The organism is Streptococcus infantis, from assembly GCF_019929575.1.
In the GTDB taxonomy this organism is placed as follows: Bacteria; Bacillota; Bacilli; order Lactobacillales; family Streptococcaceae; genus Streptococcus; species Streptococcus infantis_L.
The window spans coordinates 45,890-60,564 of the sequence record NZ_JAHZPU010000005.1 but is presented as its reverse complement, the minus strand read 5'-3'; the positions used below and the strand labels follow the sequence as shown (position 1 = coordinate 60,564).

General features: G+C 40.4%; 11 protein-coding genes, 1 other RNA gene and 2 pseudogenes. 12 read left to right on the top strand and 2 right to left on the bottom strand.

Features of this window, described 5'->3' with window-relative positions; translation table 11 throughout:
• The first annotated feature begins 1 nt into the window (after position 1).
• The 6 genes and pseudogenes from K1I67_RS03245 (at position 2) to ileS (ending at position 5,711) form a co-directional block, all read left to right on the top strand.
• The gene (locus K1I67_RS03245) at positions 2-553 is read left to right on the top strand and encodes a cell division protein SepF (RefSeq protein WP_223338727.1); all 552 of its coding nucleotides are present in this window, start codon (positions 2-4) and stop codon (positions 551-553) included.
• Positions 553-816, top strand: coding sequence for a YggT family protein (locus K1I67_RS03240; protein ID WP_223338726.1), 264 nt, complete (start codon positions 553-555; stop codon positions 814-816). The genes K1I67_RS03245 and K1I67_RS03240 overlap by 1 nt, the downstream gene beginning before the upstream one ends.
• Positions 813-1,598 (top strand): RNA-binding protein, encoded by a 786-nt coding sequence (locus K1I67_RS03235; RefSeq protein WP_223338725.1) that lies wholly within the window; start codon positions 813-815, stop codon positions 1,596-1,598. Before K1I67_RS03240 ends, K1I67_RS03235 begins: the two co-directional genes overlap by 4 nt.
• A gap of 8 nt (positions 1,599-1,606) precedes the next feature.
• Entirely contained in the window at positions 1,607-1,861 is a 255-nt protein-coding gene (locus tag K1I67_RS03230) for a DivIVA domain-containing protein (RefSeq protein WP_223338724.1), read from the top strand.
• A gap of 16 nt (positions 1,862-1,877) precedes the next feature.
• A pseudogene (locus K1I67_RS03225) lies at positions 1,878-2,553 on the top strand (DivIVA domain-containing protein); the annotation flags it as partial.
• Between the two features lie 365 nt (positions 2,554-2,918).
• Complete coding sequence (ileS, locus tag K1I67_RS03220; RefSeq protein WP_223338722.1) at positions 2,919-5,711, top strand: isoleucine--tRNA ligase; 2,793 nt, start codon at positions 2,919-2,921, stop codon at positions 5,709-5,711.
• Between the two features lie 207 nt (positions 5,712-5,918).
• Here ileS and K1I67_RS03215 read toward each other — a convergent pair whose 3' ends face one another.
• The gene (locus tag K1I67_RS03215; protein WP_223338721.1) at positions 5,919-7,121 is read right to left on the bottom strand and encodes an IS110 family transposase; all 1,203 of its coding nucleotides are present in this window, start codon (positions 7,119-7,121) and stop codon (positions 5,919-5,921) included.
• Positions 7,122-7,785: 664 nt separating this feature from the next.
• Positions 7,786-8,133, bottom strand: a transfer-messenger RNA (tmRNA) gene (gene ssrA / locus K1I67_RS03210).
• Positions 8,134-8,340: 207 nt separating this feature from the next.
• On the opposite strand from ssrA, the gene recJ reads away from it, so the two are divergent.
• The 6 genes and pseudogenes from recJ (at position 8,341) to K1I67_RS03180 (ending at position 14,637) form a co-directional block, all read left to right on the top strand.
• A complete protein-coding gene (gene recJ / locus K1I67_RS03205) occupies positions 8,341-10,566 on the top strand; it encodes a single-stranded-DNA-specific exonuclease RecJ (protein ID WP_223338748.1) in 2,226 nt (741 codons plus the stop codon).
• A 67-nt stretch (positions 10,567-10,633) separates the two neighbouring features.
• Complete coding sequence (locus tag K1I67_RS03200; protein ID WP_223338720.1) at positions 10,634-10,795, top strand: hypothetical protein; 162 nt, start codon at positions 10,634-10,636, stop codon at positions 10,793-10,795.
• Positions 10,796-11,020: 225 nt separating this feature from the next.
• Positions 11,021-11,077, top strand: a pseudogene (locus tag K1I67_RS09990) (hypothetical protein); the annotation flags it as partial.
• 243 nt (positions 11,078-11,320) lie between these two features.
• Complete coding sequence (locus tag K1I67_RS03190) at positions 11,321-12,982, top strand: ribonuclease J (protein ID WP_223338719.1); 1,662 nt, start codon at positions 11,321-11,323, stop codon at positions 12,980-12,982.
• Positions 12,983-13,049: 67 nt separating this feature from the next.
• Positions 13,050-13,829: an alpha/beta hydrolase gene (locus tag K1I67_RS03185; RefSeq protein ID WP_223338718.1), complete on the top strand. Its 780-nt coding sequence runs from the start codon at positions 13,050-13,052 to the stop codon at positions 13,827-13,829.
• Positions 13,830-13,935: 106 nt separating this feature from the next.
• On the top strand, positions 13,936-14,637 hold the full coding sequence (locus K1I67_RS03180; protein WP_075230641.1) for a matrixin family metalloprotease: 702 nt from the start codon (positions 13,936-13,938) through the stop codon (positions 14,635-14,637).
• Positions 14,638-14,675 lie beyond the last annotated feature (38 nt).

Genomic DNA, 14,675 nt, shown 5'->3' with positions numbered 1-14,675 from the left:
CATGTCACTAAAAGATAAATTTGATAAGTTTATAGATTATTTCACTGAAGATGGAGAAGAGGTGGCACCAAACGTTACTGAATTAAAGTCTGAACAAACCTTAACTTCAGTTTCGGCTCCAAAGGAAGAACTTCCAAGAGCTCAACAGTCACCACAATCTTCACAAGTGAATGCTAAAGAAAAAAATATTACCCGCCTTCATGCTCGTCAGCAAGAATTAGCGATGCAAAGCCATCGTAGTACGGAAAAGGTAACCATTGATGTTCGCTATCCTCGTCGCTACGAAGATGCAACAGATATTGTTGACTTGTTGGCAGGTAACGAGAGTATTCTAATTGACTTCCAATATATGACTGAAGTACAAGCGCGTCGTTGTCTAGATTACTTAGATGGTGCTCGCCATGTGCTTGCTGGTGAATTAAGAAAGGTTGCTAATACTATGTACCTTTTGACACCAGTAGGAGTTGTGGTTAATATTGAAGACATTCGCTTGCCTGACGGTTCTCACGGTGAAGAGTTTGATTTTGATATGAAGAGAAATCGAGTGAAGTAATGATTTTTCTAATTCGTTTTATACATAATGCTGCAACTATCTATTCTTGGATACTTGTAGCTTTTGCTCTCTTATCTTGGTTTCCCAATGCCTATGAGACAGCACTAGGTCGTTTCTTGACTAGCTTAGTCAAACCGATTCTTCAACCCTTGAGACGTCTGCCGCTCAGTATTGGTGGTTTTGATTTTTCAGTCTGGGTGGCTGTTCTTTTAGTTCATTTGCTTGGAAACTATCTGATTCGTTTTCTTTATATGTTAGCATGAGCAAAGATATTTACCAGCATTTCTCAGTCGAGGATATTCCTTTCATTGATAAAGGTTTGGAGTGGATTAGGCAGGTTGAAGAACACTATGCTCCCATCCTAACTCCCTTTATCAATCCTCATCAGGTCTTTATATTAAAGACATTGGGAAATCATCATGGGATTCAAGTTTTTTCAAGCAATGATTTTGTACCTAGCGAGTATAGTCGTATGCTTCTTGCACCAGATTATTTCATACCGACTTTGACAGATTTTGAAATGGAATTACTTGAGATTGTTTATTCTAGTAAGTTTGACCAATTGACACATTCCAAGATTTTAGGAACTGTTCTGAATCGTCTGGGAATTGATCGCAAGCTCTTTGGTGATATATTGGTAACGGAAAGTAGAGCGCAAATCATTGTGGACCAAAAATTCACTTCTCTCTTTCAAGATGGGATTCAAAAGATTGCCAGATTACCTGTCAAACTAGAAGTCATATCTTTTGAAGAATTAGTAGAAGCCGAGAGTGACTATCAGGAAAAGGAAGTTTTAGTTCCGAGTATGCGCTTGGATGCTTTCTTGTCAAATGTTTTGAAATTGTCTCGTTCCCAAACGGCTGATTTACTAGAAAGAAAATACGTTCAGGTAAATTACCATCTGGTTGAAAAGTCTGACTATCAAGTTAAGTTAGGTGATTTAGTAAGTGTTAGACGCTTTGGTCGGATTATCTTACTCAAAGAAAATGGTCAAACAAAGAAAGATAAGAAAAAAATAACAGTCCAATTACTACTAAGTAAGTGAGAAGAAAAATGTCGATTACGCCACAAGAAATTATTGATAAAGCTTTCTCCATTAAATTCAGAGGCTATAATAAGGAAGAAGTTGACGAATTTTTGGATAAGATTTATTTTGACTATGAGGAATTAGTCCGTTACAAGGATGAAACTGAAGTTTTTATTAAAAGATTAGAAGAACGTCTTTCGTCTTTTACTGATGATTTTCCTAAGAGAACAGTGACAAACGAGGAAGAACCAGAACCATTGAATGATTCTATTTTTTATTAAGTAAGTGAGGAAAACTATGGCAATTACATCGTTAGAAATCAAGGATAAAAAGTTTAGTAGCAAATTTAGAGGATTTGACCCTGAAGAAGTTGATGAGTTTTTAGATATTGTCGTTCGTGATTATGAAATGCTAGTTCGTAGTAATTATGAAAAAGAGCAACATATAAAAAACTTAGAAGAACGTTTATCATATTTTGATGAAATCAAAGATTCTTTGAGCCAATCTGTATTGATTGCTCAAGATACTGCTGAACGCGTCAAGCAATCTGCTAATGAACGCTCTCAAAATATCATCAAACAAGCTGAGCAAGATGCGCAGCGTCTACTTGACGAAGCTAAGTATAAGGCTAATGAAATCTTGCGTCAAGCTACAGATAATGCTAAGAAGGTTGCTGTAGAGACGGAAGAATTGAAGAACAAGAGTCGTGTCTTCCATCAACGTTTGAAATCTACGATTGAAAGTCAATTGGCTATTGTAGACTCATCTGACTGGGAAGAAATTTTGCGTCCTACAGCTACTTACTTACAAACAAGTGACGAAGCATTTAAAGAAGTTGTCGGGGAAGTTTTAGGTGAAGATGTTTCTGCCTACCATGATGAAGAACCAATTGACATGACTCGTCAGTTTTCACCAGAGGAAGTAGCAGATCTCCAAGCCCGCATTGAAGCAGCTAATCGAGAATTGGCTGAATCACAAAAAGAAACAGCGCCGGATACTGCTAGCTCAGTAGTAGAAGGAGTCGTTTCTTCAAATCAAGATTCTCAACCAACACCCTTGACAGAATCTATTGAACTTTTATAAGAAATAAAATCTGAGAACAAGATCTAATTAAACATATTTTCAGCGAGTAGGCGATGGTGGAAGTCCTACAATCCCTGTTGATTAGATTATCCTCTCAAGTTATCAAGTCTGAAGTTAGTAGGATTTGACGTTCCCCACGTTACGGGAAAAAAGGGAGAAAGACTAGTTCTTTTTCCGAACAAAGGTGGTACCACGATTTTCGTCCTTTTTAGCGAGTCGTGGTTTTTATTTTGTCTATATAAAAAAGGAGATATCATGAAACTCAAAGAAACTTTAAATCTAGGGAAAACTGACTTCCCAATGCGTGCAGGCCTTCCAACCAAAGAACCAGTCTGGCAAAAAGAATGGGAAGAAGCAAAATTGTACCAACGTCGTCAAGAACTAAATGAGGGGAAACCGCATTTTGTCTTGCATGATGGCCCTCCATACGCAAACGGAAATATCCACGTTGGACATGCCATGAATCATATCTCAAAAGATATTATCATTCGTTCTAAGTCTATGTCAGGTTTTAACGCACCTTATATCCCAGGTTGGGATACTCATGGTCTGCCAATCGAGCAAGTTTTGGCAAAGCAAGGTGTTAAGCGCAAAGAAATGGACTTGGTTGAGTACTTAAAACTTTGCCGTGAGTACGCTCTTTCTCAAGTTTATAAACAACGTGATGATTTCAAGCGCTTGGGGATGTCAGGTGACTGGGAAAATTTATATGTGACTTTAACTCCAGACTATGAAGCAGCCCAAATCCGTGTCTTTGGTGAGATGGCTAATAAGGGTTATATCTACCGTGGTGCCAAGCCAGTTTACTGGTCATGGTCATCTGAGTCTGCCCTTGCCGAAGCTGAGATTGAATACCATGACTTGGTTTCAACTTCCCTTTACTATGCTAATAAGGTAAAAGATGGCAAAGGTATCCTAGATACAGATACTTACATCGTTGTCTGGACAACTACACCATTTACCATCACAGCTTCTCGTGGTTTGACTGTTGGAGCAGATATTGATTACGTTTTAGTTCAACCTGCTGGTGAAGCTCGTAAGTTTGTTGTTGCTGCAGAATTGTTGAACAGTTTGTCTGAGAAATTCGGTTGGTCGGATGTTCAAGTTTTGGCTACTTACCGTGGTTCAGAATTGAACCAAATTGTGACAGAGCACCCATGGGATACAGCAGTAGATGAACTCGTTATCCTTGGTGACCACGTTACAACAGACTCTGGTACAGGTATTGTCCATACAGCCCCTGGTTTTGGTGAGGATGACTACAATGTCGGTATTGCTAATGGTCTTGAAGTCGCAGTGACTGTTAACGAACGCGGGATCATGATGGCCAATGCTGGTGCAGAGTTCGAAGGTCAATTCTACGACAAGGTTGTGCCAACGGTTATTGAAAAACTTGGAAACCTTCTTCTTGCTCAAGAAGAAATCTCTCACTCCTACCCATTTGACTGGCGTACTAAGAAACCAATCATCTGGCGTGCAGTGCCACAGTGGTTTGCCTCTGTTTCAAAATTCCGTCAAGAAATCCTGGATGCTATTGATAAAGTGAAATTCCATACAGAATGGGGTAAAGTCCGTCTTTACAATATGATTCGTGACCGTGGTGACTGGGTTATCTCTCGTCAACGTGCTTGGGGTGTGCCACTTCCAATCTTCTATGCAGAAGATGGAACACCAATCATGACAGCTGAAACCATCGAGCATGTAGCTCAACTCTTTGAAGAACATGGTTCAATTATCTGGTGGGAACGTGATGCCAAAGACCTCTTGCCAGAAGGATTTACCCATCCAGGTTCACCAAATGGTGAGTTTAAGAAAGAAACAGACATCATGGACGTTTGGTTTGACTCAGGTTCATCATGGAATGGTGTTTTGGTGAATCGTCCAAATCTGACTTATCCAGCTGACCTTTACCTTGAAGGTTCTGACCAATACCGTGGTTGGTTTAACTCATCACTTATCACATCTGTTGCTAATCATGGCGTAGCACCTTACAAGCAAATCTTGTCTCAAGGTTTCACATTAGATGGTAAAGGTGAGAAGATGTCTAAATCACTTGGAAATACCATTGCTCCAAGTGATGTTGAAAAACAATTCGGTGCGGAAATCTTGCGTCTCTGGGTAACCAGTGTTGACTCAAGCAACGACGTGCGTATCTCTATGGATATCTTGAGCCAAGTCTCTGAGACTTACCGTAAGATCCGTAATACCCTTCGTTTCTTGATTGCTAACACATCTGACTTTAACCCAGCTGAGGATGCAGTGGCTTACGAAGAATTACGTTCAGTTGACAAGTACATGACTATTCGCTTTAACCAACTCGTTAAGACCATTCGTGATGCTTATGCTGACTTTGAATTCTTGACAATCTATAAAGCACTTGTTAACTTTATCAATGTTGACTTGTCAGCATTCTACCTTGATTTTGCCAAAGATGTTGTCTACATCGAAGGTACAAAATCACTTGAACGCCGTCAAATGCAAACTGTCTTCTACGATATCCTTGTAAAAATCACCAAACTCTTGACACCAATCCTTCCTCACACTGCGGAAGAAATCTGGTCATATCTTGAGTTTGAAGCCGAAGACTTTGTTCAATTGTCAGAATTGCCAGAAGCTCAAACATTTGCTAACCAAGAAGAAATCTTGGATGCATGGGCAGCCTTCATGGACTTCCGTGGTCAAGCTCAAAAAGCCTTGGAAGAAGCTCGTAATGCCAAAGTAATTGGTAAATCCCTTGAAGCTCACTTGACGGTTTATCCAAACGAAGTGGTGAAAACTCTGCTTGAAGCAGTAAACAGCAATGTGGCTCAACTTTTGATCGTGTCAGACTTGACCATCGCTGAAGGACCAGCACCAGAATCTGCCGTTAGCTTCGAAGATGTAGCCTTCACAGTTGAACGCGCTGCAGGTGAAGTTTGTGACCGTTGCCGTCGTATCGATCCAACAACATCAGAACGCAGCTACCAGGCGGTCATCTGTGACCACTGTGCAAGTGTCGTAGAAGAAAACTTTGCAGACGCAGTCGCAGAAGGCTTTGAAGTCAAATAATTTTATATAAGAGATTTTTTTAGGCTCTTTTCTACCATTTGTCAAGTATATCAAGGGCTTTAAGTAAAAAAAGAGATAAGACAGTAGCTATTCTGAGGTTACTGTCTTATTTTTACCACTTATTGATCCATAAAAGGGCATGCTAAAAAACCACCTCATCTGGTATTTTTTGAAACAAGGTATTATAATAATACGGCATAGATAGCCTTATCGATTTTGGGTCAAAGAGTAATCGTAAAGTTTGTTATGCGTAATGAGGTAATACATTGTTCGAATGAGACGATGTATAGAGGCAATCGCATGTGGCTTGGTTGAAGCTATTTTCGATTGTCTTTTTCGTTTCTCATAAAAGTCGGCGATATGGCAGGGATTAGTATGACTAGCTGAAGCGATGTTATGAATGCACTTGAACAATATTTTTCTGGCATAGGGATTACCTCGTTTAGTAATGTGTTCCTTGGCGAGAAAGTTCCCAGATTCATAGTGTCTCAGGTCAATGCCAATAAAAGCGTTGATTTGATTGGTAGACTGAAAGCGACGAATATCTCCCAATTCGCCAATGATAGATGTCGCTGTGATTTCTGCGATTCCAGGAATTGACCGTAAGATGTCATACTCTGGTAAAGGCTGAGCTAGAGCTACCATGTCGTCTAAGACAACCTGTCTGTGCTCAGAAAGACGAAGCCATTCTTTTGCATAGTAACGAACCTCTTCAAGCATTGGGGAGATTTTCTTGACCGCACAAAAAGATTGTTTAGCGAGTTTTATAAGTTTATCAGTCAGGTAAGCAATACGCTTTTCAGAGATGCGTTTGGAGGTAGATTGACGGATAATCTCACACAAGTTACTTTGAGATAGGCTTAATACAAACTCTTTGCATGGAAAAGCCATCACTAAATTCCAATATTGCTCTCCAGTTGGTGTGGATAAGAGATTATCCAATTCAGGAAAGGTGACTTGTAAGACCTTGTGTAGACGGTTTTTAGCTCTAACAATGTCTTCTGTAAGATTTTGATAGAAACGGCTTAAATTACGCAGGTGTTGATAAACTTCTTCCTGCGCATAAGTTGGTTTACGATTGAGTATAAATTGAGAATGAGCCAACTTTTCAGCGTCAATTTTGTCTGTTTTACGAACTCGCAGACTGTCCAGTTGCTTCTTAGCTTCCAGAGGATTCAGCTGTGTATAAGCGTAGCCGTATTCCTCAAGAAAGGCTCGAAGACGCCGAGAATAGACACCAGTAGCTTCAAATATAATCTCAGGGTTATGAACAGTTTTCAAGTCATTCAAAAGACGATTGAAGCCAATGGCGTCATTGAGCATAGTGTATCCATGAATCTTCTCACCGTTGACTAAAATTGCCACCTCAGAACTTGCCTTACTCACATCGATCCCAAATACTGTACGCATGATATTACCTCTTTTGTCTTGAATAACTCTGTGTTTTAGTGATTTTATTTTCAATACGCGACGTCTAGCGTCCCACATACTTTGATCAAATTCCACCTAAAACAGGTGTCTTGCCAGTTTGTCAAGCGACGTCTAGCGCCAAAGAGCCCTACGACTTTACAAGACAATAAAGAAAAAGTAGTGAGTACTCTCTCCCGTCGGAGATTTTCTCACTACTAATCTTAGTATGTTTTCTACAACAAAATAGACTCTATAATTCCTATGGTGGTTTTACCCACTACAGAAATTATAGAGCCTTTTTTGATTGGACTGTTTAATGGAAAATGTGGTAAATAGTCAATGATTAAACTGTTCAAAAGGTCGTTAATTGAAGTGGAGGAATTTATATTGAGTATCATTAGTGTAGTTACTATAAAATAAAAGTTGACTCTTTATTTTTAAAATATCGAGATAGAGCCTTGTAACCTAAGCAAACAAAAAAGAGGTTGGGACAAAAAAGATCCCGACCTCACTTTTTATTAGCAATCAAACTTTGACGCGGTAGCTGATTGAACTTTTTGTTCGTCTTTTAGACTCCAAAAAGCTCCTAATCATCCTCGCGGGGCTGGGACTACGAAATCGAGACTTTGTCTATCGATTTCTGTCCCACCGCCTTTTTAAAATATAATGGAGCCGGTGGGAGTCGAACCCACGTCCAAACACCTGCTAACATATTTGTCTACAACCATAGGTTATGTATTATTTTAACAGCCCCTCGACACATAACTCAAGCCTAGGAACTGCGAGTCTATAAATCTCTTATCAAACTGCTAGACAAAGTTTGATCGTATCTCGCTAATAATAAGACCTATCATTGAACACGAGCAATCCAAATCGGGTCACGCCTGCTGGTTTTTAGGCAGCTAGAGCGTAAGAAGTGTTATTTTTTGCAGTTATATTTAACTGAGCGTTTACGTCGCCACACGAGTCGCAAAATATGCCTCATAATGCCTGTCGAATCCGTAACGACCCCAAAAGACAATACAATTATTATACCTTATCTGAGTGGAAAATGCAAAAGTCAAGTAAAAGAATGGAATGACGTTTTGGCATGTATATGTGCTATAAGTGGCTATTTAGAGCGATTAAGAGTCATCAAGTTAGTAAGAAAATCAAGAGAAAAACTGGAAATCATGTTATAATAAAAAGATAGAATCGTAAGAAAGAGTGGATGATTTTTTTGATAATTCCTACTTATAATTGGCAATTTGCTCCGCAAGTTGAGGATGCGGATTTTACAAAGATAGCAAAGAAAGCTGGTTTGGGCCCTGAAGTAGCTCGTTTGTTATTTGAACGAGGTATCAAAGATGAGACCAGTCTGAAAAAATTTTTAGAACCTTCTTTGGATGATTTGCATGATCCCTACCTTCTGCATGATATGGAAAAAGCAGTAGAGCGGATTCGTCAGGCTATTGAGCAAGGGGAGTTGATTCTCATTTACGGGGACTACGATGCGGATGGGATGACTTCGGCTTCCATTGTCAAGGAGAGTTTAGAACAGTTAGGGGCGGAGTGTCTGGTTTATCTTCCCAATCGTTTTACGGATGGTTATGGTCCAAATGCCAGTGTCTACAAATATTTTATCGAACAGCAGGGTGTGTCTTTGATTGTGACGGTGGACAATGGTGTGGCGGGACATGAAGCTATTGATTTGGCTCAGTCTATGGGGGTGGACGTTATTGTGACCGACCACCATTCTATGCCTGAAGTTTTACCAGATGCCTATGCTATTATTCATCCTGAACATCCAGGGGCGGACTATCCTTTCAAACATCTAGCGGGTTGTGGAGTTGCTTTTAAGCTAGCTTGTGCCCTTTTGGAAGAAGTGCAGGTTGAGTTGTTAGACTTGGTTGCTATCGGTACAATTGCCGATATGGTCAGCTTGACGGACGAAAATCGCATCATGGTCCAGTATGGTCTTGAAGTCTTGCGCAATACCCAACGAATGGGTCTGCAAGAAATGTTTGAAATCGCTGGGATTTCAAGTAGCGATGTGACAGAAGAGACGGTTGGTTTTCAGTTGGCACCTCGTTTAAATGCCCTAGGACGCTTGGATGATCCCAATCCAGCTATTGATTTGTTGACTGGGTTTGACGATGAGGAAGTGCATGAAATCGCTCTTTTGATTCATCAAAAGAATGAAGAACGTAAGGAAATTGTTCAGTCGATTTACGATGAAGCTAAAGGCATGGTGGACCCTGAGAAAAGTGTCCAAGTTTTGGCTAAGGAAGGCTGGAATCCGGGAGTTCTTGGAATTGTAGCTGGGCGCTTGCTTGAAGAACTGGGTCAGACAGTCATTGTGCTAAATATCGAAGATGGTCGCGCCAAGGGTAGTGCTCGCAGCATAGAAGCGGTCGATATCTTTGAAGCTTTGGACCCGCATCGCGAACTTTTTATCGCCTTTGGTGGTCATGCAGGCGCTGCAGGTATGACCCTTGAAGTGGATAAGTTGGAAGTCTTATCTGATCTTTTGGAAGCCTATATCCGAGAAAAAGGTGCTGATGTCCAAGGGAAAAACAATCTATTTTTAGATGAAGAACTGGATTTAGAGACCTTGAGTCTGGAGACGGTGAAAAGTTTTGAACGTCTAGCTCCTTTTGGGATGGATAACCAAAAACCTGTCTTCTATATTCGAGATTTTCAAGTTGAAAATGCTCGCGTTATGGGGGCTGGTAATGCTCATCTCAAGCTGAAGATTTCCAAAGGTGAATCCAGTTTTGAGGTGGTCGCTTTTGGTCAAGGAAAATGGGCGACTGAGTTTTCGCAGACTAAACAACTGGAATTAGCGGTGACTCTCTCTGTCAACCAATGGAATGGACAAACAACCTTGCAATTGATGATGGTTGACGCCCGTGTTGAAGGTATCCAGCTCTTTAACATCCGTGGTAAGAATGCCCTGTTACCAGAAGGTGTATCTGTTTTGGACTTTACGCAAGAGTTGCCTGATGTGACCTCTTGTTCAGCTATTGTCATAAAAAATATCCCTGAGGATATATCTCTCCTTAAGAAAATCTGTCAGGAGCAGGAATTTTCTGCTATTTACTTTAAAAATGATATAGCCAAGGCTTACTATTTGACGGGCTATGGCACAAGAGAGCAGTTTGCAAAATTGTATAAAACCATCTATCAGTTCCCAGAGTTTGACATTCGCTATAAACTCAAGGATTTGGCGGCCTATCTCAAGATTGAGCAAATTCTATTAGTTAAAATGATTCAGATATTTGAAGAGCTTGGCTTTGTGACCATTGAAAATGGTGTCATGAGGGTAAATAAAGAGGCTGAAAAGCGTGATATGGCTGAAAGTCAGATTTATCAAAAATTGAAACAAACTGTCAAAGAGCAAGAAATAATGGCGCTTGGAACAGTTCAGGAAATCTATGATTTCTTGATGGAAAAAAATGAATAGGAATAGAAAGAGTTGGCTTGCTGACTCTTTTTGTTTGCTATCAAGTGGAAGTTAGTCTAAATAGAAAATGGAGAAAGAAGTGGAAAAGAAATTACTGGCAGATTATAAGCAACAACAGAAGAAAGAATTTGAGGATAGTTTACTGATGCCAAGGGAGACTTTTTTAGATTTGTTTGATTTTTTGGATCAGGAGTTAGAGTCGCTTGCTTGTCCCGCCGATTTTTCTTGACCAGGTCATTTCTAAAAGAGGGTGATGTAGATTTTGAAGTTATTTTATACTCAATGAAAATCAAAGAGCAAACTAGAAAGCTAGCCGCAAGTTGCTCAAAGCACTGCTTTGAGATTGTAGATAAGACTGACGAAGTCAGCTCAAAATACTATTTTGAGGTTGCAGATGGAAGCTGACGTGGTTTGAAGAGATTTTCGAAGAGTATTAGAATTTTTAGAAGCAAATGGAACCTACTGTGACTGCCGAGTGCTTTATAATGTTGCTGACTTCTTTGAAGATTAGACAGGATGATGGGAGTAACAATTGTTTCATTTGTCTCATTTGTCTCACTTATTAGTGATGCTTTGTCCGTTATTGAACGGAAAGAGTTAGTTGAAGTGCGATTATCTGTGAGATTCATTTTGAAAATTAGTAAAAAAATGGTATAATGAATGGAAAAGATTCGGCTGAAAGTGAATTGAACTTTCAGAAAAAGAGAGCTTTTAAAGCTCTACAAACAAGTTGAAGTGACTATTCGGAGGGAAAATGAATACTATTAAATTAACAACACTTGGGGGTGTGCGTGAAAATGGTAAAAACATGTACATCGCAGAAATTAACGACTCGATTTTTGTATTAGATGCAGGTTTGAAATATCCTGAAAATGAACAGTTGGGTGTCGATGTCGTTATTCCCAATATGGACTATTTGTTTGAAAATAGCGACCGTATTGCTGGGGTTTTCTTAACACACGGGCATGCGGATGCGATTGGCGCCCTTCCTTATCTCTTGGCAGAAGCTAAGGTTCCTGTATTTGGCTCAGAGTTGACCATCGAACTGGCTAAACTCTTTGTTAAGGGAAATGACAGCGTCAAGAAATTTGATGATTTCCATGTGATTGATGAAAATACAGAGATTGATTTTGGTGGAACGATAGTGTCCTTCTTCCGTACAACCCACTCTATTCCAGAAAGTTTGGGTGTGGTTTTGAAAACATCTGAAGGCAACATCGTCTATACAGGAGATTTCAAGTTTGACCAAACAGCTAGTGAATCATATGCCACTGACTTTGGACGTTTAGCCGAAATTGGTCGTGAAGGAGTCCTGGCTCTTCTAAGTGATTCTGCGAATGCAGATAGCAATATCCAAGTAGCTAGTGAAAATGAAGTTGGTGTAGAAATCACGCAAACCATCTCTGACTGGGATGGACGCATCATTGTAGCTGCGGTTGCAAGTAACCTTTCTCGTATCCAGCAGGTCTTTGACGCCGCTGCAGAGACTGGGCGCCGCGTTGTTTTGACTGGCTTCGATATTGAAAATATCGTTCGTACAGCCATTCGCTTGAAGAAATTGTCTCTGGCAAATGAAAGTCTCTTGATCAAACCAAAAGATATGTCTCGTTTTGAAGATCATGAGTTGATTATCCTTGAAACTGGTCGTATGGGAGAACCGATTAATGGACTCCGTAAAATGTCAATTGGCCGTCACCGCTATGTTGAAATCAAAGATGGTGACTTGGTTTATATCGTTACAACACCATCAATCGCTAAAGAAGCTGTCATGGCACGTGTAGAAAATATGGTCTACCAAGCAGGTGGTATCGTTAAACCGATTACTCAAAACTTGCGTGTATCAGGACATGGAAATGCGCGTGATCTGCAATTGATGATTAACCTCTTGCAACCCAAGTATCTTTTCCCTATCCAAGGAGAATACCGTGAATTGGATGCTCATGCCAAGGCTGCTATGGCTGTTGGTATGTTACCAGAACGTATTTTTATCCCTAAAAAAGGAAGTACCATGTCCTATGAACATGGGGATTTCGTTCCATCTGGTGCAGTTGCTGCAGGAGATGTCTTGATTGATGGAAATGCTATTGGGGATGTGGGCAATGTCGTTCTTCGTGACCGCAAGGTCTTGTCAGAAGATGGTATTTTCATTGTGGCTATCACTGTTAACCGTCGCGAGAAGAAAATCATTGCCAAAGCTCGAGTGCATACACGTGGATTTGTCTACCTCAAGAAGAGTCGAGATATTCTGCGCGAAAGTACAGAGTTGGTAAACCAAACAGTTGAGGACTATCTTCAAGGTGAGGACTTTGACTGGGCTGATCTTAAAGGTAAAGTACGTGACAATTTGGCCAAGTTCCTCTTTGATCAAACCAAACGTCGCCCAGCTATCTTGCCAGTAGTCATGGAAGCAAAATAGGATCAAATAGCAAGAGAGAAAGTCGAGTTTCGGCTTTTTCTTATCTCAAACGAATAAGGAGCAAGTTATGGCAGTAATGAAGATTGAGTATTACTCAGAAGTTTTAGATATGGAGTGGGGAGTAAATGTCCTCTACCCTGATGCATCTCGGGTTAAGGAACCGGATTGCACAGATATTCCTGTCCTCTATCTCCTTCATGGGATGTCAGGGAACCACAACAGTTGGCTCAAACGGACCAATGTTGAGCGCTTGTTGCGAGGGACCAATCTGATTGTTATCATGCCTAATACAAGCAACGGTTGGTATACAGATACTCAGTATGGCTATAACTACTATACAGCTCTAGCAGAAGAATTGCCTCAGGTGCTCAAACGCTTCTTCCCCAATATGACCAACAAACGAGAAAAGACCTTTATCGCTGGTTTATCAATGGGAGGTTACGGTTCCTTTAAGTTAGCACTGTCAACTGACCGTTTCTCACATGCCGCTAGCTTTTCTGGGGCACTTAGCTTCGAGGACTTTTCTCCTGAGAGTCAAGATTTAGGAACGCGTGCTTACTGGCGAGGTGTTTTTGGGAAGCTTGATAACTGGGAAACTAGTCCTTATTCACTTGAAAGCCTTGCTAAAAAGTCAGACAAGAAGACCAAACTCTGGGCTTGGTGTGGCGAGCAAGATTTCTTGTATGCTACCAATAACCTAGCAGTGAAAAACCTCAAGAAACTTGGTTTTGATATTTCTTATAGTCATAGTCCAGGAACCCATGAGTGGTATTATTGGGAAAAACAATTGGAACGTTTTTTGACTACCTTGCCAATTGATTTTGTTTTAGAAGAGAGATTGAGCTAGTTTTAGTTTTCTTTCAGCTTACTCAAGTAAAATAAGGAATCTATCTTTAGAATGGGAATCCATGTTTTAAAGATGGATTCTTATTTTTTTAGAAAGGCGGGAAATCATGTTCTGGATTATTCGTGTTCTATGTCGATTGTTACTAGGGATTTGGCGCATGTTCTGGCGCCTTGTGTGGACTCTTGTAGTCTTAATTCTCATTGCTTTAGGGATTCTCTGGTATGTGACGGGGGATTTATCTGGTGTCTTCAATCAAGCGGGACAACTAGTTCAAGTTGGTCAAGCAGGTTGGCATCAATGGCAAGAAACTGGTAAGTTGCAAGGCTTGTCTCAGACTGATCATCATCAAGATTCAGGAGTAAAATGGCCCCAAGCGCAGGCGACAATTTATATTGATCCTCAAATGGATGCAACCTTTCAAAAGGCTTACGTTGAGGCTATTACCAATTGGAATCAGACCGGCGCTTTTAATTTTGTAGTTGTGACAGAACCTGACCAAGCAACTATTTTTGCGACTGAAATGAATGATGGTTCCACATCTGTTGCCGGTGAGGCGGAGAGTCAGACAAATCTCCTAACCAAACAATTTACTTCAGTAACAGTTCGTTTGAATCATTATTATCTATCCAATCCAAACTATGGCTATACCTATGATCGTATCTTGCATACGGCCGAGCATGAGCTAGGACATGCCATTGGCTTGGAACATACTAATGAAGTGTCAGTCATGCAACCAGCAGGTTCTTATTATGGTATTCAGGCTCAAGATGTTCAAGCAGTTCAAGAACTTTATGAGTCTGGAGAATAAGTGATTTTCAAACGAAAAATAGAGCTCCCTGATGTAAG